Below are 20517 nucleotides of genomic sequence, written 5' to 3' on the forward strand. Positions count from 1 at the left end.
GAGGGTGAATTCGAGGGTGAAAAACAGAGAAATCCTCAACCGGTGCGAGCCCATCTCCTAGCGTGGGCTGATGGGGGAGCCGATTGCGGCGTTAGACCCCCGCCCAGAATCAAATCCGGCGAACGAGCAGGGGGATTCTGAGAATCCCGAATCATCTGTCGTTTCACTTTCCCTTGGAGATAGTCCCTTGTCGCGTGCCTCCGCCCGTGTTTTCCTGTCTGCCCCTTTGAAGAAGAACTCTCGCACCCGCACCGTCTGGCGTGCCGCGTGGGCGATGGTTCTCTCTGTCGCCCTTGCCGGGCCAATGGCCGGTTCCTTCGCCAACGTGGCGTTCGCCGCTGAGGGCGCCCCGGAGTATCTCACCGTCGAGAAGCACGTCGACAACCATGAACTCGCGCCTGGGGAACCGTTCACCTACGAGATAGACGTGCGCTGCTCCGAACAGTCCTGTATCGCAGCGAACCTCACCGATGCGCTGCCGCCGCAACTCGCCGGCTATGCGATTCAAAGTGTGGACATGGTGCCGGGCGATTCTGTTGTTCCCCGCAACGTGAGGTGGATCGTCGGCGGTGAGACCAGCGCGAACCACCCCGCGATCGCGACGGCAGACACCGTGCTGAGTGTCGACTTCACCGGTGTCACGTCCGCCCCGACCGGGGTGGGCATGCAGAGCGGCCAGAACCTCACAGTGTCGATCACCCTGCAGGTTCCAGACACTGTCGAGCCTGGCTCGATCGAGATCACGAACACCGCCACAACCTCAGCAACCAACTCCGCCCCCGACTCGTCGAGCGCTGTCATCACCGTGACCAACCCGATCCTGATCGGCGTCGGCGCCACCAAGAACTGGTCGCCAAGCACACAATCGTTTGATGAGGGTGCGGCATCGACAATCGGCTTACAGGTCACGAACACATCAAACGTGCCAGTGAAGACGCTCGTGCTGCAGGAGCCGAAGGCCGCCGAAAACGGCGACACTCAGCTGGATGCCAGCAACCCCTTCACGATCACCGATTTCGCCGGCTTCGCGAACGCCACTTTGCCTGCCGGTGCCGAATCTGTGCAGGTTGACCACTTTCTGAAGCAGGCCGACGGCACCTGGGAGTGGGTGGAAGGTACCCCTGACACCGCTTTGGAGTTCCCTTCAGGTATTGACCCGGCCACCGGCGGTATTCGCATCACCTACGCCGGTGAGGCAATTGCCCCCGGCGCCGCCGGCTCGGTCGACCTCGGCCTCGCGTTGCGTGCCCGGCACCGCAACACCGATGCAGACCTTTCCCTAGGCACACACGAAGTGAAAAACATTGTCCAAGGAACCGCAGTGCCTGGCGACGACCGCGACCCGGTTTCCGAAATCGCGACCGCCGACTACAAGGTCACGCCGGTCGCCATCGACACGTCGATCACCAAGAACATCGCACCCGACCGAATCTCTGCCGGAGAAAGCTCCATTGCGTCGATCACCGCCACCAATGAGTCTGCGGGCGGGGTCAAAGAACTCACCATCTCCGACCTCGGGTACTTCACCGAGGAGATCACCTTCGGCGGATTCACGGCAGCCCCGAGTTGGCCCACAGGTGCGACCGGTGCGGTCGTGACCTACCACGCCCTCGACGGCACTCCCTCAGGGACAGTCACCTTCGCAGAGAACGAGGTTCCCGCTGCTCCTGGAACCAAGATCTCCGGTTTCGAGATTGTCTACACGGCAGCAGTTGGCCACATTTCGTCGGCATCCAGCTCGACGGTCACATTCACGATCGACACCACCGAAGCTGCGGTGCTCGCACCCGCGACCTCACTGGTCACCACGAACACCGCAACATCGAAAGTGACCGCATCCAACGACCAGACCGCAACGGCCACTGACTCAGATGTGCTCACCCTGTTGCAGCCCGCGATCGCTGTGACCCTCACCAAGTCGGTGCGTCCGTCAATTCCCGTTCAAGCCGGTGACCCGGTGATCTCCAAGCTCGAGGCCAAGCTGACCACCAGCTCGGACTATGTCACCACGACCCAGATCGTGGTGGAGGACTCCTTGGTCAACCCGGAGTCGACCAGCGAGTTCTGGAATGCGTTCAACCTGTCCGCCGTCGCACCGACTCAGGTGCCGGCCCAAACGGCACTCACCATCCAGGTGCAGAGCTCGGACGGTTCCTGGCAGACACTTGAGGTGTTCCCCTCAACGCCCGCAGCATTCATCGCACAGATGACGAAGACAGAGATTGAGGCCGCGCTCCCATCTGGAGTCAACATCACCGACCTGACCGGCATCAGATTCACCTTCGACAACGCGGCTGGTTTCTCTGCCGACACCAATGTCACACCGTATGTCGTGTCCGAGGCGCGTGGTGCACTGCGCGCCGGAGGAGGGGTGACTGCAGTCGCAGCAGTGAACCCGATGCCGGTCGAATACACGAACACGGCCACCACCACCGGAACCGGCGCCACCGATATCGGTACGCCGCTCGAAGACACTGACACCGACACCGGCACGGCGCAGATCATCGCCTACCCAGGTGGCCCTGGGGGACCCGGCACCGCGAACATCGAGAAGAGCTGGGACAAGAACTCTGTGTCGGCACAGTCGGGTGAGCGGGCTTCGACGACGCTCGACTGGCGCGTCGGCCGGGGCTTCGAGACGGTGACAATCGCAGACCCGAGCACAGACCCGATCAACCCTCCTGACCCGGCAAACTCCGTGTTCGCGGCGTTCGATCTGGTGGGAGTGAACGCGATCGCGGCCTCCAACACCGAGTTCAGCAACGGTTGGTTCCTCAAGTACGACACCATCACGGCGGTCGAGCTCTGGAGCACCAGCGCTGGCGCCTGGCAGGCAGCCGCAACAACCCCGCACAACGGATGGGTTCACAATGGGGCATTTGCCGGCTACAACTTGACCGAGGCGGAGCGCGCCGACACCACAGGTGTACGCCTCGTGCTCGCAGAGAACTCCGATGCACGCCACGCTGCTGCTGAGATCGGCTCCGCCTTCGACCCCTACGCTCCTGCCCCGGGAACCGGAGTGGCCGCGAGTAGCGCTGACCGACAGTTCACCCTGTCGTGGCAGATTCGCAACATTCAACGACCTGCCACGCCCGACGTCGCGTTCGTGACCAGCACGGCGGTCTATAACTCGGCCGATGCGGGTGTCGTCGACAACACGGTGTCCATCGATGCGAAACCGAGTACCGGGGATTCCGTCCGCGATACCGCGAATGACACGATCTTCATCATCGACCCACCCACGGGCGTCTCGGTGACCAAGACGGTCACACCCACCACGCCAATCTTCGTGCCGTTCGCCGGCACTGATGCCGAGGACTACCCGAACGCGACGTTCACCCTGACCGCGAAGAACGACTCCATCGCGGCGGCCTCATACGTGCGGGTCACCGATCCTGCGACGTGTGAAGACACCGTGCCCGTCGAGCAGTGCCAGACCCCGGGCACGGCCACTGGCGCGGTCCAGAACCCGTTCAGCGCTGTCGTCGACAATAATGTTTCGACCGTCGCCGGGTTCGGCAGCCCGTTCCAGCAGTTCGACCTGAAGAACGTCACTATCGCCGCGAGCATTTCGAACCAGGTTGACCTTTCTGCATCAACTGTGTGGTTGCTGCGATACAGCGGGGGAGAATTCTCCGAACAAGAATCGACCGCCACCGCCGTCAACGCGATGAGCGCAGCCGATCTCGCCACCGTTGTCGGAATCAGTGTCACCTTCCAGGGCGCCGACCCGGCGACAACTGCCGGAACGATCACCCAGGCGAACAATCTGACGGTCGTGCTCGACACACAACTGCGCAAGACGCTTCGCTCTACTGGCGCGCCGCAGGTTCTGGCCGCCGGAAAGTCCGTCGATGTGCTGAACCGTGTGTTCGCCCAATCGTACGATCCGGTCTTGTTCCCCGGACCCGACGGTCAGACGAACGGCGCACGCGCGAATGCGACCGCGCGGCTCACCGGCGGCGACCTCAACGTCGGCCCCAGCAAATCGGTCACACCGACCTCTCTCACCGAACCGACTCGCGGCACCGAAATCACGGTGACCCTGGGCGCCAACCAGGGGGTGGCACCAGTGAGCACTCTGGCTCCCGCCGAGGTTCGGCTGCAGGACGACAGCGTCTCCTCTCCGGAGTTCTGGAACCAGTTCGACTTCACTGGGCTCGGTACGATCGTGGCGCCGGCAGGGGCCGACCGGGTACAAGTTGACGTGTTCGGGCCGTTCGGCACCGACGACGTACTGGAATGGGCGACGGGATCTCCGGCCGCGGTTGCTGACGCCGAGGTGTCGATCGACGCGAGCGAATACTCCGATGTGCAGGGAATCCGATTCACCTTCACGAGATCTGACGGCGGCTACTTCTCCGATTCGTTGCCTGCACCGACCTGGTCGAGCACTGCCCGGTTCACCGTGCAACTGCGCGATGTCTACCGCGAATCGAACGAGGCTGTCGTTCTCGCCGGCTCCGTCGACAACACGGTTGTGGTTCAGAGCCTGCGCAAGGACGGCGAAGAATCTGAGGAACGTGCGGCCACGGCCCGCGTGAACCTCAGCCCGGGTACGTTCCAACTGCAGGTGAACAAGCTCACCAACAACGGCAACCGGGTCGCGAACGTCGGAGACCTGGTGCCCTGGGATCTCACCTTCCGAAACAACGGAACCGGGTTCCTCACCATTGCCGAGTTACGGGACTTTCTCCCAGCAGAGTTGCTCTACACGGGGGTTGAACCGGTCTACAGTGGCCCGGCCGGTGGTCTCTCCACCGACGTGACGCTGGTCCAGGACGGCCAGAAGCTTGTGTTCACCTGGCCGGAGGAGGGCCGACGGATGGCTCCTGGAGAATCCTTCTCCATCAGAGTCGCGCTGGAACTCCAGCCGGGGCTGGCCTCGGGTGGTCACGCCGTCAACGAGATGACGGTCACCACCGACCAGGTGTTGCAGTCGTGCTCGAACACGGTGCCGACCGGCGCCACCACCGACGCGTGGACGAACGACAAGACCACCTGTGGCACAACCGATTATGTTGCCCCGAAGAGCGGCCCGAACCTGTTCACCGTCAAGGGAGTGAGCGGCTCATTGCCCGGTGCCTACAACCCGGGCAATGCCAACCAGACGTGCGCCGCGACCCTGAGCGCAACCGACGGGGACTACTTCCGCGCCCCCTGCGTGGCACACAGCAAGATCGGTGGGACCGACGATTGGGTTCTGCGGGCGATCAATGCTGGAACCGTCACGGTCGACAGCGTGACAATCTTCGACCAGCTCCCTGTTGCCGGCGACCAGTTCTTGATCTCCGGTGCAGATCGCAGCTCGGCCTACCGTCCGCAGATGATCGCGGGCACCCTCAAGGTCACGGCGCCCTCGGGGACCAACTCCACGATCGAGGTTGCCACATCAAGCGGCGTCTGCGCCGGAACCTGGGGCAACCTGCTCAACCACGAGCCATGTGCCCAGAACGGCGAGAACTGGGCTCCGGTCGACTCGTCGACCGACTGGTCGGCAGTATCCGGCTTGCGCGTTACCCTGGACTTCAGCGAAACAGCTGCGCGAGTGTTGGCGGCCGGTGAGTTCGTCGATGTCACCTTCAGCACCATCAATGTGCCCGCATCGGAAGCAGATCCCACGGGCGCGCCGTCAGCTGTTCCCGGCACCGATTCGCTCGCCTGGAACCAGTTCGGGGCGAAGTATCAGCACACGGGCCGCACGGAGGCCAGCAAGTTGTCACCTGGCCGAGTGGGCGTGCATCTGCTGTTCGGTGCTATCGAGATCGTGAAGGACGTCTCCGGGCCAGCTGCCGGCTACGCGCCGGATGAGTTCCTGGCCGATGTGCAGTGCAGCATTGAAGACGTCGATCTGGACATGAGTTCGTTCGAAACGATCACGCTGTCGAGCGAGAATGAGTTCACACAGCGCATCGATGGAATCCCCTTTGGAGCATCGTGCACGGTCACCGAGCAGGGCGAGGTCGGCGAGTTCGGCGAGACTTCGCGTACCGGAACCCCGGTGACGCTGCTGGTCAACAACGTGACCACGGCTGATGATGCCGTTCCGGCCGGGCAAATCGCCACGATCGGCAACGTCTACGAGTTCTCTGGCCTGTCGGTCACGAAACTCGTTGAGACTGAAGCCGATCTGGGCGAGTTCGGCCCGTTTAACTTCACGTTGAGCTGCGAGTCCTCCCTGGGCTCGCCGGTCACGTTCGATGAGAACGGATCGACACTCCTCGAGTTCGCGCTCGCCGGCGGTGACACGTTCACCGCGCCGGAGAACACGATCCCCGTGGGCTCCACCTGTTCGCTGGCCGAGGTGGGAACATCCGCCGCCGATGACATCGTCATCGTCGGCACAGATGTGACCGACGGCGGCGACGGCAGCGCGACGATCGGGGTGGGCGCCGTGCACGCCGAGGTGACCGTCACGAACGGCTATGACTCGGGCATCCTCACCGTGACCAAGGTTGTCGACGGTGACGGCGCGCAGCTGTACGGCGCCGGACCGTTCGAGTTCAACGTGCTGTGCACCTACCAGGGCCAGAAGTTGCTCTCGGCGACATTCGAGCTGGACGCGAATTCATCGCGCACGTTCGGCACCTTCCCGGCGGGCACATCATGTGCCGTTGAAGAGACGGCCACCGGGGGCGCCAACCTCACAGTGCTCGACCCGGCTGATGGCATCGTCGTCATCCCTTCAACGGCCGAGGGCGACGATTCGGTTGCTGAGGTTGCGATGACCGCCACGAACACCTTCCAGCTGGGCTCGCTGCAGCTGGAGAAGGTTGTTGACGGCGCCGGCGCCAAACTCTACGGAGCCGGACCGTTCACCGCCGATGTGAGTTGCACCTGGGAGAAGGACGGCGAGACGCTGGCGATCCCACTCGCGAACGACGGGATGGTGCAATTGTCTGAGGCGAACGATTACACCAGTGTGATCGGCAACCTCATCGTCGGTGCGACGTGCGCTGTCGAGGAGACGGCCACCGGTGGGGCGACCCACAGCGCGCTCAGCCCGGCAGACGGGGTCGTCACGATCACCGACTCGATTGAAGCGCCTGTGACCGTCACCCTGACAAACACGTTCGATGTCACAGCACTTCAGGTGACCAAGGTGGTCGAGGGCAACCTCGCGGCCGAGGGCGCTGACGGTCCGTTCACGGTTTCGCTGCAGTGCACCTGGCCTGTTGACGGAGTCGATGAGCCGGTCGCCATTCCCGGTGGCGCAGAGCGCCTGCTGCAAGCGCCCGACACCCTGGTCGTCAGCTACGACGACCTGCCGGTCGGTGCCACGTGCGACCTGACGGAGACCGAGACCCAGGGCGCCGACGGCACCTCGATCACGGTTCAAGTCGCCGGATCAGACACTGTCAAGACCGAGGGGGTGACCGCCACCATCGAGCTTGCGGGCACGGGGGATGCGGAGAACGCCCAGGCCACGATCACCAACACGTTCGACGCCGACCTCTCCGATGACGGAGATGAGGGCCCACCCGGTGACGGAGGTGATGGCCCTCTCGGTGACGGGATCGCCACAACCGGCGCGAACATCGGGCTGCTGCCGCTGATCTCGGGAATCCTCATTCTGGGCGGTGGACTGATTGTGGGCGCGATGTACCTGATCCGTCGCAGGCGCGAGCAGGTCGGTCAGAACTGATCCCCGCGGTGCGGAAGCCCGGGCCGGGCTTCCGCACGCCTGTGGGCGACCCCCAGCCGAAGACCCGTATGATGGCCTCATCAAATGGGAGGTGTGCGTGCTGGCCGAATCGGGAGCAGCGGCATGGGTTCAACGCCAGCCACTGCAGCAACATCCGGCCTGGCAGCGGTTCAGAAGCAAGAACGACGGACGGCGGCAGGTGCTGCTCATCCACGCGCCGCCCGGGACGGGCCGGCGCTTGTTTGCCCGGTCATGGGCCGCCGAGGAACGCGTGCACGACTGCTCGACACTTTCCGACGACGATATCGTCGCCATTGCGACGAAGGCGCATGATTCGGGCGAGGCGCACGCGATCATCACCCCTTCCAGGGCAACAGTGTGGGCGGTGGCAGAGGTTGTGCCCTGCCTGTTCGCCGACGCAGCTGACCTGATGCTCTCACGCGATGAAATCTTCTCCTGCCGCCCGGCGGCCACGATCTCAGGCCATGCGATGGCAGACACGATATATCGGGTATGCGGGGGTTGGTACGAGGCCGTTCGCCGTTTCCACCTCGATCCCGACGACACCGAGGGGGCCTACGCCGTTCTCGCCGGTTCGCTGATCCCATGGTTGCGCATGCACGGTGACGCCCTGGACTGGTATCAGATCGCGTTGTTGCCGGTCATCGACGAGGATGTTCTTGATGCGCTGAAGCGCGAGTCGAGCGGGAGCGGCCTCACTCTGCGCGAGCTTCGTAGCAGCGGCATAGCCCGACCAGATCCAGAGGGCGCCTGGTTCGTGCCCGCTCTCGTTCGGCAGGCGATTGAGGATTGGGCGGGTGCCCGACATCCGGGGGAGGTGGGGCGACGCGGCGATGTTGTGGTCGCTGCCCTGGCTGAGTCGGGAGAAATGGACCATGCGATCGGTGCGGCGTTCCACACTCGCGCGTGGGGATCGCTTCGAACGCTGATGTTTGACCGGTGGGCCGAAATGTTCACTTCGAACCCGCAACAGCTCTTTCGCGTCGCAGCTCGGTTTCCCCGGAGGCTCAAAGACCGCACCGATGGTTTCGCGGTGGCCCTGCGCGTGCTTGGCGCTGCGGGCCGCGAACGCATGAACCTGCCGCTGCCGAGCTTCAGGCCGGACTATGACAACGACGCGACCGCTCACCAGCTGCGCGCTCGCGTGGAATACCTCAACCGTCGTCCCAACAGTCATGCGCTGACTGTCGGCCTGATCGAGCTCGGACATTTGCGCCTCTCCGCCCACTTCTCAGAATCCGCCGACGCGGCCAGGCGGCTTCGAGTGACGTTGGACCGTGCGCTTGGTGCGCACCAGATTCGCCCTTCGTTGGCTGCGCTGACCGAAATACAAGCGGGGATCTCGCTCCACCTCGCCGATCACGCAACCGAGGCACAGCACGCGTACGAATCTGCGCGACACTGGGCAGTGTCTGCTGATCACCCGTTCCTGCAGGCGAACGCGACCGCGAACCTGGCGTCGCTCGCGGGACACCGCGGTGACACCGAGTCGCTTCGGCACTGGCTGGGCGAGCACGACCTCGTTGCCCAGCGTGTGGGCTGGGGGCGGCGAATGGTCGGCCGCACCGCGGATCTCGCACGCGGGCAACTCGCCGTTGCCGAGCTCGATTCGGCAACGCTGAACCAGGTTCTTGCCGATTTGCCGACGCAGTTGGACAACGATGAATTCTGGCCCGTGCACCTGTCACTCATCGGCATGGCCCAGATTCTGAACGGAGACGCCGAAGGCGCCCGTGCGTGCGTTGAAGCGACTCGGGCTGAAAGAACACACGCAGCGTGCTCTGACCTTGCCCGCCGATTGTTCGACACGACAACGCACTTCGCGAAGCTGGTCACGAGTTCTTCCGACAGAGATGAGTCGCGGGCCCAGTGGCCCGAATTCGTGGCGATCGATGCGGTGAAACACCTTCGGGATGGGCATCCGGATCTGGCGCTGGCCCTGATCGGCCCGCTCATGTCGACCGCGATCCAGCCGCGCCAGAGGAACCCGCTGCTTCATCTCAGTGTGCTCGCGCGCAACGGGGGAGCGCTCGATGGCCCGGCGACGTCTGAGATCAGGCAGACTCACCAGAGCTCGGGCGAACTGATTGACCTTGTGCCACTTCACCTCCTCGGTCATTCCGAGGCCCTCGCCCTGGCAGGACTGATTTCCCCGGAACACTGTGAGCGGCTGAACGTGATTCGAGTGCCGCCGCGGGGTGGGGCGAACAGAGCGCGATTGACGGAGCGAGAACTCGACGTTCTGCACCGGCTGCGGCAAGGACTGAACCGCCGTGAGATCGCTGAGACCAGTCATCGGTCGGAGAACACGGTGAAATCGCAGATCCGTACGCTCTTCCGCAAGCTCGACGCGGGTTCGACTGCAGAAGCACTCGAAATCGCGCGTCGCCACGGTTACTAGAATCCAGTCAGTTCACCGTATCGTCAGTTCACAACCTCGGCGCCGTGGCAGACCCAGCCGTCGGGCATCCGGCCCGCGCCAAGAAACACAGTCAGGGCCGCACTCGCCTCGGCAGACAGGGTGGCATCGGCTTGGGAGTAGATGATCGGCTCCTCCTTGGCGTTGTGCTTGTCGAGCATTGCCAGCAGCTCGTGGCAGGCATTCGATACTTTTGTCTGGGCGGTGCCGTCGGCGAGCATCCGGTCGATCTCGTCGAGGGCGCGCCACAGTTCACCGTGCTCACGCAGCATCACGAAGATGGGCATCATCATGCCCGCCGCGCGCAGGGGAGGGAACAGAAACTCCTCCTCGAGGTAGATGTGGCGGCGCAAGCCAGCCGTCGCTCGGGTCAGCGATGTGACCGGATGCCCCTCTGCGGCTGAACCGGCCAGATACTCTTCGATCCCGCCGTCGATCTCGTGATGCTCCCGCTCCAACGCGGTGGCCAGAGTTTCGGTCATGCCTGCTCCTGACCTTTGTCGGCGGTTGTGACACAGCGCCGTGCCTCCGACACTACTCCGGCCGGATTGCACGAACCGGAGTCCGGCCGCCTACGCGGTGTTCCAGACGCCAGAGGTGCCTCGGCGGTGACTGTCGACCAGGTGCGTGTCGATCATGCCGATCGCCTCCATCAGCGCGAACATGGTCGTCGGCCCGACGAAGGCGAAACCCTTTGCCCGCAGCGCTTTCGACAAGGCGATCGATGCTTCTGACGTGGTGGGGACCTCCTCGGGGGTGCGCGGTGCCGGGGTTTCGGTCGGCCGGAACGACCAGACGAAGTCGGCCAGTCCGCCGTGTTCGCGCAGGGAGATCGTCGCCTTGGCATTCGTGATCGTGGCTTCGATCTTTCGGCGGTTGCGCACGATCGACGCATCCGCCATCAACCGCTCAACGTCGGATTCATCAAAGGTTTGCACCAGCTCGGGGTTGAAGTCTGCGAAGGCCGCCCGAAACGCGAGGCGCTTCTTCAAGATGGTCGCCCAGCTCAGCCCCGCTTGGAATCCCTCCAGGCAGATCCGCTCGTACAAGCCGTGTTCGTCGCGAACGGGCATTCCCCATTCTCGGTCGTAGTAGTCCTTGAGAACCGGGTCCGTGGCTGCCCAGGAGGGGCGGGCCAACCCGTCGTCGCCGACGATCACGCCCCTGAGACTGTCGGCAGTGTCGGTCATTCGAGGCCCGTGACGCGCATGGTGATGTTGATCCGGCCGCGTTCCAGGCCGCAGTGGGCCGGTGCGCTGCCCGGGAGCACGCGGGTCACCCCGTGATACGCGAACCGGGATGGGCCGCCGAAAACGAACAGGTCACCGGAATCCAGCCGCACATCGGTGTACGGCTTCGTGCGCGTCTGGGGGTTTCCGAAGCGGAAGATGCAGCTGTCTCCGATACTGAGCGACACCACGGGCTGGTTCCCCCGCTCCTCGCGGTCCTGGTGCATGCCCATCTTCGCCTCGGCGTCGTAGTAGTTCGCGAGGGCGGCATCCGGCCAATAGTCATCCCCCGCTCTCGGGTCCCGGTACGCGTCGGCCAGGGCGCGCCGTCCGACGTCGGCCAGCCATTCGGGAAATTCCAGCACGCGCTCACCGTTCACGTCGCCGGCTTCGCGTGTGTAGGAATACGGCTGCCAGTGCCAGCCCAGGCACACGGTGCGCACCGACATCGGATGGCCACCCGGCAGCACAGCCGACCGGGCGGGTACCGGTCCCGCCGCCCACGAGCGGAACTGGTCGGCCAGAAACCGCTGCTGCTTCTGGTTCAGCCAGTCGGGCAGGTGCACAGCACCGGGGGCGATCTCCTGGCGCCGCCGCGGCTCCCGGTCATCGAACAGCAGGTCGTCGGAGAACAAGGTGTCCACCGGGTTACTCCTCACATGGGTCGGATTGCGGGTGATTTCAGACTAGACGGTCCGGACGTGGGGAACCTCGGTCTGCGGGGCTCCCAGGCGGTTCCAGTTTTCCGAACCGTCAATGGGAGAAGACACGGCGGCACTCGGGATAAGTTGGTCGAGCGGGCGTGATCTTAAATGTCTTTCGGAGCGGGATGAGTCAGGATGGGTGCCATGCAACAGGAGACCACGCCGCCGATGCGCACCCTCACTCCGGAGCTGATCACAACCGAGGACCAGGAGTTCTACCAGGCGCTCAGCGCCACGGTGGCCAAGGGCGTCGCTGTGGTTTCCTCCCGGTATCGCGGCCGCGACATGGCCACCACCGTTACCGACTACCTCTCGATCTCCTACGACCCGCCCACCATGCTGGCCAGCCTGTACGCGCTCTCGCGCACGGTCGACGCGATCGAGGACAGCGGCCGGTTCGCGGTGAGCGTGCTCGCCGCCGACCAGCGCGGCACGGCAGACTGGCTGGGAGAGTTGGGCTCGCCATTGATCGGCCTGCTGGACAACGTGCCCCACTTCCGGGCGGAGCCGGAGGCTCCTGCGGTGATCCGGGATTGCCTGGCCTGGTTCGAATTGCGCACCGTGGCCAGCCATCGCGCCGGCACCCATACGCTTTTCGTCGGTGAGGTGGTGCGGATGGGCGAGTCCTCGGACCAGTCACGGGGTCCGCTCATCCGCTACCAGTCCGGTTACCGCCGCCTCTAGCGATGGCGTGCTCTCCCGCCACCACGATAATCACGCGAGGGCTGCCAGAGTGCTCGTCGTGATGACCACGGACGAGATTCTGGCGCATCTCACCAGCGTGCAGGGGCTGGTCAGGGAAGGCCCTGCGACGTAAAGTTGATTGACATCAAGCAAGCAGGTGTTCCCTGTCTGCGCGGGGTTCACCCCCGGCCCACATGAATACCAGAACGTCAATCGATGAGGAGCTGACGATGAACGACAGTGTCAACCGAGACGACAGTGTGGCCCCGAACGACAGTGTGGCCCCGAACGACAGTGTGGCCCCGAACGACGATGAGAGTCAGGAGACCGAGACGGCTGGCCGGCTGGCACTTGCGATCGGCCGGTTGAACCGTCGAATGATCACCGGCGGAACCGGATTGAGCCATGGGTTGCTCTCGGCCCTTTCAAGCCTGGTGAAGCTCGGGCCGCTGAGGCTGGGTGATCTGGCCGCGCAGGAGCGGGTCGCCGCCGCAACCGTCACCCGCATCGTCGCCTCCTTGGAGGGCAAGGGGCTGGCCACTCGCACCGCCGACCCCACCGATGGGCGTTCCTTCGTGATCGATGCCACCGTTGCCGGAACCGAATTGATCCTGAGGGCACGCAGCGCTCGAGCTGAATTGATCGCGCACCTGATGCAGAGCCTGGATGCGAGCGACGCCGATGTTCTGCGTGACGCGTTGCCGGTGCTCGAGAAGTTGGTCACAGCAGAACTGGGTGCCGGCGGTAATCCGGCCGAACACTCTCACGTGCAGGTCGGCGGCGACCTTCGGTGAACGGGGCAGGTCAGGAGCACGCCGAGGCCACGGTGCGGCAACCCGTGCGGCTGCGGCATGTGGGCGGCGCAATCGGGCTGGATGCCGCACTGACCCTCGTCTTCGTGATCATCGGCCGAGACACCCACACCGAGGCCCTGGACGCGTGGGGAGTGCTGGAGACCTGGTGGCCGTTCCTGATCGGCGTCGCGGTCGGTTGGATGCTTACCCGGGCGTGGCGCAAACCGCACGGACTGCTCTGGCAGGGCGTGGGCATCTGGGTCTCGACGGTGGTGGTCGGCATGCTCATCCGCTGGGTCGCGGGGCAGGGCACGGCGCTCCCGTTCGTGATCGTGGCCACGGTCGTCCTCGCCGTCTTCCTGCTCGGCTGGCGACTGATTGCCGTTCTGGTGATACGTCGCCGCGCGAAGGCCTGAAACGGCGAACGCTACGCCGAGGACGCGTCGTTCTGCGCCTGCTGTGCGGCGAGCTTCTGCTGTGCCTCTTCGAGCAGTCGTGCCTTTGAGGGGACCAGAGCGAGCCGGAGCCTCGCCGTCGAGTCATAGCCGATTCGGATCCGCTTCGACCGCATGAGGTAGTAGAGCGCGCCCAGCGCGGTGACGATGGAGACCAGACCGCCGAACAGAATCGTCCACCGTGGCCCCCAGGCCTCACCGATCCAGCCGACGATCGGTGCTCCCACGGGGGTGGTCCCCATGAAGATCGCCATGTACAGGGCCATGACGCGACCGCGCATTGCCGGAGAGACGGTCATTTGCACCGTGGAGTTCGCGGCGGTGACCAGAGTGAGTGCGGTCACCCCGACCGGGATGAGGGCGATCGCGAATGTCCAATAGGTCGGCATCAATGCGGCTACCGATGAGAACACGCCGAAGGCGAGGGCCGAGCCGATCACCAGGCGCATCCGCGGATTGTCCCGGCGTGCGGCCAGCAACGCGCCAGCCAGCGAGCCGACGGCCATGATGGAGCCGAGCAGGCCGTATTCAGCCGCACCCCTGTCGAAGGTCACCCGCGCGATCAGGGCTGTGGTCATCTGGAAGTTGAGTCCGAACGCGCCGACCATCCCGACGATCACCAGGATCAGGACGATGTCGGGCCGGTTTCGCACATAGCGAACCCCCGCCCGCATCGTCCCCTTTGCTCGGGCCGGCCGCTCGATGATCTCGAGCTGGTCCATCCGCATCCGGGTGAGCGAGACCAGCACCGCCGCGAACGTGGCCGCATTGATCACGAACACCCAGCCGATGCCGATCCCGGCGATCAGCAGCCCGGCGACACCCGGGCCGATCAGCCTGGCCGCGTTGAACGAGGCACTGTTCAGGCCGACCGCGTTCGGCAGGTCTCTGAGCGGCACCATTTCGCTGACGAACGTCTGGCGGGCGGGCGAGTCGATGGCCGTGATCACCCCGAGCAGGAGCGCGGCCAGGTAGATCTGCCAGAGCTGTGCGTGCCCGCTGAGTACCAGAATGCCCACCGCTGCGGCCGTCAGGCCGAATGCGATCTGAGTGATCATCAGAACGGCGCGCTTGGAATAACGGTCAGAGATCACTCCGGCCAGTGGCGCGAGCACGAGGATCGGGCCGAACTGCAACCCGGTCGTGATACCGACGGCCACCGCTGAATTGTCGGTGAGCACGGTGAGGACGAGCCAGTCCTGGGCGACACGCTGCATCCAGGTGCCGGTGTTCGAGATGATGGCGCCGGTTGCCCAGAGGCGGTAGTTGAAGAAGCGCAGGGAGCGGAAGGTGTATTTCACTGGGGGGTGATCATCACCCTCAATATTTGCGCGGCGTCGGCCAGAGTGGCCCTTTGCTGCGAGTCGAGTGCGTCGAGCCGGCGGGCCAGCCAGGCGTCACGCCTGCGCCGGGTATCTTCGACGATTGTGCTGCCAGCCGGGGTCAGATCGACCACGACCTGTCGGCGGTCGTCCGGATCCTCTGCTCGTTTGACGAAACCCTTCTTCTCCAGGTTGCCCAGGGTGCGGGTCATTGACGGGGGTTGCACCTGCTCGTGTTCGGCCAGCTTTCCCGAGGTGAGTGGCCCGTAGTGCTGCAGTATCGCCAGAACGGAGTACTCGGAGTGAGTGATCTGTTCATCGCTGCGTTCCTGGCGGATCCGGCGCGCGAGCAGCAGCACCGCGCTGCGCAACTCGATCGAGAGCCCGGCTCGGGTGCGCGGATCACCATCGCTGAACGACGAGGTCTCGGAAACGGGCACGCCTCAACAGTACGCCGAATTCATTAGCCGCGCTAATTAGCGGAGCTCATGAATGTGGTCAGCGCTGGACGCGCGGCGGGTCGAGCAGGGTGAGCAGCAGGTGGGAGGGTTCGGCGGCCACCACTGCGTGAGGCACCCTGGCGTCGACGTGCACAACGCCGCCGGGCGTGAGTTCCACGGTGGTCCCCTCCGCGCTGATCGTCGCCCGGCCGCTGAGCAGCTGAATCATGATCGGCACCGCTGCCGTGTGTTCGGTGAGCTCCTGCGCCCCGTCCATCGCCAGCAAAGCAACACGTGCCCCCGCCGCCTTCAGGATGCGTGAGGTTCTGATGCGTCCCGATTCGATCGGTGTTTGGCTGATGAGCTCGGCCGTGCCGGTGCCGAGCACGATCATGCTTTCAGATTCGTTCGGTGACCGGGTCGGGGCGGCATCCGAGTGGATGGTCTCGACGGGATCGGTTGTCTCGGGCATGTGGCTTCGATCGTTGTCCTGGCGGTGGCCCGCCGTTCGTCGGCAGGGGGTGTTTTCCACTATAGCCGTCCGTTTTAATGCGTAGGATGAGGGCGTGTCTGATTCCACCTCGCCCTCGCGCAGCAGTACGCGGCAGGTTCTCGCCTCCGAGTCGCGGTTGCGCCTGCTCAATATTTTGAGCAGCGCCGGGCGCGGCATGCATGCGGGCGAGCTTGCGGCCGAATGCGGCCTGCACGTCAGCACGGTGCGGTTCCATCTGGACGAACTTCGCGGCGCCGGCCTGGTCGAGGCGCGCGCCGAAGCGTCGGGCGGGCGGGGCAGGCCGCGGCAGTTGTTCGTGCCCGTCAGCCGGGCCGTCGCGGCCGCTGTACCGGGTGCGGGCACCCAGGCGTTCTCGGGCTATGAGCGATTGGCGCGAGTGCTGGCGGCGTCGGTCGCCGCAGGTGACAGCCAGCCGGAAGCGATGGTCCGGGCCGAGGCTGCCGGCCGTCGCTGGGCAGCGGAACTGGTGTCACCGCCGACCCGACCGCTGGTTCCACCGCTGAGTGAAGATCGCCAGATTCCCGCAGCCGACCCGCAGCGTCGAGAGCAGGACGGCCGTGACGGGGATCCCGCGGCTCTGGTGCGGGCCGCGACCAAGGTGAATGGACTGTTCGCCGGACTCGGATTCGACCCGGAGCTGAGGGCCGGTGGGGGCCACACCGAGCTGTTGTTGCACTCCTGCCCGTTCGAGGCGGTCGTGAGCGACCATCCCGACGTGGTCTGCTCCCTGCACCTGGGCCTGCTGGAGGGGGCGCTCGAGATCCTGGGGCCCGGCGGGGTCGGTGCACAGTTGGATGGGCCATTCACCGGGCGGCCCTGTGTCGCACGGCTGGCCGCTCCTTCACGCCGCTGACCCTTCGACCCCGGGCCCGAGCGACTGCCTTCAGTCGGCGCTCGGGGTGCTGACAGTTCCAGGTGCGGCCGGCAGAGCAGTGGCCGGCAGAGGAGCGGTCGGTGGGGTGGGGGTCGCCGGCGGGGTGGGGGTTCCCGCTTTCTTGCGCCGGCTGAGGTGCCGCACGAGAAGCCAGATCCCGACCCCGACCACGGCCGCCACGGCGAGCCACGGCAGGGCTACACCGATGACGATCAGTAGCCCCGCTCCGGCGGCGACGAGGGCGTTCCAGCCGGCGACAAGGCCGGTCCAGAAGTTCTGCGGCCCGGCGGTGGGTACGGTGCCGGCGGTCACCAGATCCAGATTGAGGGTCGACAGGCTGACCTGGTCGGCTAGGTTCTTGCGCTGCGACTGCATCGATTCGAGATTGGCCTGGCGCTCGGACAGGGCCTGTTCGATTGTGATCAGGTCGGTGGTATCCGATGCTCGGCTCATCAGGTCGAGCAGGCGATCCACAGATGTCTCCAGGGCGGTGATGCGCGCATCCATGTCCTGGGCCTGCTGGGTAACATCGGTGGCTGACAGCTGCACCCGGTTCACTGTTCCCAATTTTTTGAGCGACGTGATGGTCTGATCGAGGGCGCTCGCGGGGATGCGCAGCGTCAGGTGGGCGCTGGCCCTGATGGTGTCTGAGCCGGGCTCCTCATACCGGGAGTCGACGTGACCCCCGGCGGCCTGCACGATCGACACCGCTTCTTCGGCCGCGTCGATCGGCTGGTCGACGGTGAGCGACATCTCGCCGGTGACGATCACCTGCCGGTCTACGGGCATCTGGCTCTCCGCGGCGAACAGAGCAGACTCGCTCCCGTCGGCAGCAAAGTCCTGCGTAACCGGAGGAAAACCCGCCGGGCCGCTGGAGGAGTCCATCGAGGAGGAACTGCACCCGGTGAACAGGAGCATCCCGACGGCGAGGGTGGCGATTGCGGCGACTCGTCTCATGGGTTCACCGTATCCGTACGGCCGGAGCCTGAGTCTGAATGCGGCCAGAAAGTTACATCACGATTGGGTCTCCGTGTTCTGGGAGTCTCCTGTAACGCTGCCGGAGCCGGTTGGTTGCAGGAGCCATACTCCGCGTACCACCTGCTGCGGGCCCGCAGGCAACCGGGCGATCGGGCACAGTCCCATGTGTGCGGTCATAATAGGGGGATGGGTCGGCTGGGAGATTGGGTTGCGGGAGTCTTTCGACGGCCCGCGCGCCTGCTGCACATCGCGTCGGATGTCGGCCACGGGCCACCGGTGATCCTTGTGCACGGCATCGCCTCGTCGTCGGTCACCTTTGCCGAATTGGTGCCGCTGTTGCAGGCGTCGCACCGGTGCATCTCAATCGATATTCTCGGTTTCGGCCGGTCACCGGTACCCCCGAACGCCGAATACACACTGGAAGAGCACGTCGAGTGGCTCCAGCGCACGATCTCCTCGCTGAAACTGAAGGAGCCGTTTGTCCTGGTCGGGCATTCGCTCGGCGCGTTGATCACCGCGCGTTACACCGCCCTGCACCAGGGACGGGTGGACAAACTCGTTCTGGTCGGGCCACCCATCTACATCTCACCCGAAGCGATCGGCAACCAGGCGGTTCGAGCCCGGGTCGCAGCCTACCTTCGGGCATACGAGTTCATCCGGGCCAACAAGGACTTCACGATCAGGAATGCGACAGTGCTGGCTCGCCTGTTGCGCATCGGCGACAGGTTCGAGATCACCGAAGCCAATTGGGTGCCGTTCGTCAGCTCGCTTGAGAAATGCATCGAGTCGCAGACGGTGGTGAGCGACATTGCCGGCATCCACAGGCCGATCGAGATCGTCTATGGTGCCCTGGACGCGTTCGTCGCCCCCGGGGGGCTGGACGTCGTGGAGCGGATGAGCCATGTGAGGGTGCACCGGGTCGAGGTGAATGACCACCTGATCCGGAGGCGGCTCGCGCGCGAGATCGCGCGCGTCATCAACTGACCCCGAGACCCACACTCACTGCGTCAGCACGGCCGATTCGATCAGCACTGCTCCCTGCTACAGCACCTGAATGGGTTCGGTGTCGGGGATCGGCCCAACATCTCTGCCGCGCAGGTCAGGGTGCCACCGTCGGCCGAGAGCGGGCACCAGAGTGCCGAAGAGGGCAAACACCCCGGCCGAGGCGATCGCCGCCTGGGCGCCGTAGCCGTCGATCAGAATGCCGGCGACCGCTGAGCCCAGGGCGGCCCCGATCAATTGGCCGGTGCCGATCCAGCCGTAGGCCTCGGCGGTGTCTGAGAACTTGACGCTGGAGGACACGATCGAGAAGAGCACGGCCAGCGCCGGGGCGATCCCCACCCCGGAGACGAAGAGCATGCCGCAGAGCCACCAGAAGTTGGTGGAGATTGCGGCCAACGCGAGCCCCACGAAGACGATGGCCATGCGGCTGGCGAGTGCCCACGGCCCGATCGGCAGGTGCCCCATCCAGAGTCCGCCGACCAGGGATCCTGCGGCGAAGACCGCGAGCACCCAGCCCGCATCCGGGCTCCCGTGGCCGAAGACGGCGACGACTCCAGCCTCCACGGCAGCAACGGCGCCCACCATCAGGAATCCGACCACAGTGCCCAGCAGCACGGTCGGCAGTTTCAGCACGCCGCCGAGCTTGCGCCGGGCGAGAGGGATGCGCACCTGCCCCACTTCTGGGGACAGAATGAACCAGATTCCGCCGGCGACCATGAATACGGCGGCCAGCAGTATCGCGTAACTGGTGCTGATCTGGATGGCCACAAAAGTGGTGATCACCGGTCCGAGCACCCAGATGATCTCCTGTGCCGAGGCGTCCAAGGAGAACAGCGGAGTCAGTTGCGTCGAGTTCACCATCTTGGGGTAAATGGTGCGCACGGCGGGCTGGATCGGGGGCCAGCTGAGGCCGGCGAGAAAGCCCAGGGCGAGGTAGCTGACGATCGGCAGGGCGGCCAGGGCGATGGTCGTGATGCTGGCGGCGCAGACTGTCGTGGTTGCCACCAGCACGGGACGCATGCCGAGCCGGCCCATCAAACGGCTGGTCAGGGGGCCTGCGATCGCCTGGCCGATACTGGTGGCGCCGAGGACCGCACCGGCCAGGGCGTAGGAGCTGTGCACCTGCTCGACATGCAACAGGAATGCCAGCGAGAGCATGCCGCCGGGAAAGCGTGCGGTGAGCTGGGCAGCGATGATTCGGGCAACGCCCTGGGTCTTCAAAAGGTCTGAATAGCTTGCGCTCACAATGGCTCATCCTATCCGCCGGGCCCCGGTCGGGCGCCTGCTCGCCAGCGACGGCGGCCGTGTCGGTGGCATGGTTCACACTGTGGATAAGTCGGCGAACTTATCCACAACTGTGGATGACACGCCCACTACATATTGGGATGGTGCCCGCCAGTCAGCCCGCTATATAGTGGTGGAGCACAGAAATC

Annotated in this window: 15 protein-coding genes; 7 read left to right on the forward strand and 8 right to left on the reverse strand. The window is 64.8% G+C overall.

Annotated features, from left to right (window positions below; translation table 11 throughout):
• Positions 1-226 precede the first annotated feature (226 nt).
• Together DL891_RS04130 and DL891_RS04135 are read left to right on the forward strand one after the other, a co-directional pair.
• Complete coding sequence (locus DL891_RS04130; RefSeq protein ID WP_157962380.1) at positions 227-7648, forward strand: DUF5979 domain-containing protein; 7422 nt, start codon at positions 227-229, stop codon at positions 7646-7648.
• A gap of 97 nt (positions 7649-7745) precedes the next feature.
• Positions 7746-10070, forward strand: a complete 2325-nt coding sequence (locus DL891_RS04135; protein ID WP_157962381.1) for a LuxR C-terminal-related transcriptional regulator — start codon at positions 7746-7748, stop codon at positions 10068-10070.
• Between the two features lie 23 nt (positions 10071-10093).
• Here the strand turns inward: DL891_RS04135 and DL891_RS04140 are convergent, their stop codons facing one another.
• The 3 genes from DL891_RS04140 to DL891_RS04150 all read right to left on the reverse strand — a co-directional run bounded on the left by DL891_RS04140 (position 10094) and on the right by DL891_RS04150 (position 11952).
• Entirely contained in the window at positions 10094-10570 is a 477-nt protein-coding gene (locus DL891_RS04140; protein WP_111719173.1) for a hemerythrin domain-containing protein, read from the reverse strand.
• 90 nt (positions 10571-10660) lie between these two features.
• Entirely contained in the window at positions 10661-11278 is a 618-nt protein-coding gene (locus DL891_RS04145) for a DNA-3-methyladenine glycosylase I (protein WP_111719174.1), read from the reverse strand.
• A complete protein-coding gene (locus tag DL891_RS04150; protein ID WP_232819014.1) occupies positions 11275-11952 on the reverse strand; it encodes an alpha-ketoglutarate-dependent dioxygenase AlkB in 678 nt (225 codons plus the stop codon). The genes DL891_RS04145 and DL891_RS04150 overlap by 4 nt, the downstream gene beginning before the upstream one ends.
• Positions 11953-12165: 213 nt before the next feature.
• On the opposite strand from DL891_RS04150, the gene DL891_RS04155 reads away from it, so the two are divergent.
• From DL891_RS04155 to DL891_RS04165, 3 genes are all read left to right on the forward strand, one after another.
• Positions 12166-12705, forward strand: coding sequence for a flavin reductase family protein (locus DL891_RS04155; protein WP_111719363.1), 540 nt, complete (start codon positions 12166-12168; stop codon positions 12703-12705).
• Between the two features lie 230 nt (positions 12706-12935).
• Positions 12936-13499, forward strand: a complete 564-nt coding sequence (locus tag DL891_RS04160) for a MarR family winged helix-turn-helix transcriptional regulator (RefSeq protein ID WP_111719175.1) — start codon at positions 12936-12938, stop codon at positions 13497-13499.
• The gene (locus DL891_RS04165) at positions 13496-13915 is read left to right on the forward strand and encodes a DUF3054 domain-containing protein (protein ID WP_232819000.1); all 420 of its coding nucleotides are present in this window, start codon (positions 13496-13498) and stop codon (positions 13913-13915) included. The genes DL891_RS04160 and DL891_RS04165 overlap by 4 nt, the downstream gene beginning before the upstream one ends.
• Positions 13916-13926: 11 nt before the next feature.
• Here the strand turns inward: DL891_RS04165 and DL891_RS04170 are convergent, their stop codons facing one another.
• Genes DL891_RS04170 through DL891_RS04180 form a run of 3 tightly spaced genes read right to left on the reverse strand, consistent with a single transcriptional unit; the run spans position 13927 to position 16188 of the window.
• On the reverse strand, positions 13927-15255 hold the full coding sequence (locus tag DL891_RS04170) for an MFS transporter (protein ID WP_111719176.1): 1329 nt from the start codon (positions 15253-15255) through the stop codon (positions 13927-13929).
• Positions 15252-15716 carry a MarR family winged helix-turn-helix transcriptional regulator gene (locus tag DL891_RS04175; protein ID WP_111719177.1) on the reverse strand — a complete coding sequence of 155 codons (465 nt, stop codon included), beginning with the start codon at positions 15714-15716 and terminating at the stop codon, positions 15252-15254. The genes DL891_RS04170 and DL891_RS04175 overlap by 4 nt, the downstream gene beginning before the upstream one ends.
• Positions 15717-15774: 58 nt before the next feature.
• Positions 15775-16188: a cupin domain-containing protein gene (locus DL891_RS04180; RefSeq protein WP_111719178.1), complete on the reverse strand. Its 414-nt coding sequence runs from the start codon at positions 16186-16188 to the stop codon at positions 15775-15777.
• A 94-nt stretch (positions 16189-16282) separates the two neighbouring features.
• On the opposite strand from DL891_RS04180, the gene DL891_RS04185 reads away from it, so the two are divergent.
• The gene (locus DL891_RS04185; RefSeq protein ID WP_111719179.1) at positions 16283-17083 is read left to right on the forward strand and encodes a metalloregulator ArsR/SmtB family transcription factor; all 801 of its coding nucleotides are present in this window, start codon (positions 16283-16285) and stop codon (positions 17081-17083) included.
• 30 nt (positions 17084-17113) lie between these two features.
• Here DL891_RS04185 and DL891_RS04190 read toward each other — a convergent pair whose 3' ends face one another.
• Complete coding sequence (locus DL891_RS04190; RefSeq protein WP_111719180.1) at positions 17114-18061, reverse strand: DUF4349 domain-containing protein; 948 nt, start codon at positions 18059-18061, stop codon at positions 17114-17116.
• Positions 18062-18268: 207 nt separating this feature from the next.
• Here DL891_RS04190 and DL891_RS04195 point away from each other — a divergent pair, with 207 nt between their 5' ends.
• Positions 18269-19066, forward strand: a complete 798-nt coding sequence (locus DL891_RS04195) for an alpha/beta fold hydrolase (protein ID WP_111719181.1) — start codon at positions 18269-18271, stop codon at positions 19064-19066.
• Positions 19067-19123: 57 nt separating this feature from the next.
• Here the strand turns inward: DL891_RS04195 and DL891_RS04200 are convergent, their stop codons facing one another.
• Positions 19124-20332 (reverse strand): MFS transporter, encoded by a 1209-nt coding sequence (locus DL891_RS04200; RefSeq protein ID WP_198668779.1) that lies wholly within the window; start codon positions 20330-20332, stop codon positions 19124-19126.
• Positions 20333-20517: the final 185 nt, after the last annotated feature.

Origin of the sequence: Homoserinimonas sp. OAct 916 (assembly GCF_003260275.1) — a bacterium.
In the GTDB taxonomy this organism is placed as follows: domain Bacteria; phylum Actinomycetota; class Actinomycetes; order Actinomycetales; family Microbacteriaceae; genus OACT-916.

Excerpts from the sequence above, each read along its gene's own strand:
- DL891_RS04140 (WP_111719173.1), bottom strand. The coding sequence starts at position 10,570 with ATGACCGAAACTCTGGCCACCGCGTTGGAGCGGGAGCATCACGAGATC.
- DL891_RS04145 (WP_111719174.1), bottom strand. The coding sequence starts at position 11,278 with ATGACCGACACTGCCGACAGTCTCAGGGGCGTGATCGTCGGCGACGAC.
- DL891_RS04155 (WP_111719363.1), top strand. The coding sequence starts at position 12,166 with ATGCAACAGGAGACCACGCCGCCGATGCGCACCCTCACTCCGGAGCTG.
- DL891_RS04160 (WP_111719175.1), top strand. The coding sequence starts at position 12,936 with ATGAACGACAGTGTCAACCGAGACGACAGTGTGGCCCCGAACGACAGT.
- DL891_RS04180 (WP_111719178.1), bottom strand. The coding sequence starts at position 16,188 with ATGCCCGAGACAACCGATCCCGTCGAGACCATCCACTCGGATGCCGCC.
- DL891_RS04190 (WP_111719180.1), bottom strand. The coding sequence starts at position 18,061 with ATGAGACGAGTCGCCGCAATCGCCACCCTCGCCGTCGGGATGCTCCTG.
- DL891_RS04195 (WP_111719181.1), top strand. The coding sequence starts at position 18,269 with ATGGGTCGGCTGGGAGATTGGGTTGCGGGAGTCTTTCGACGGCCCGCG.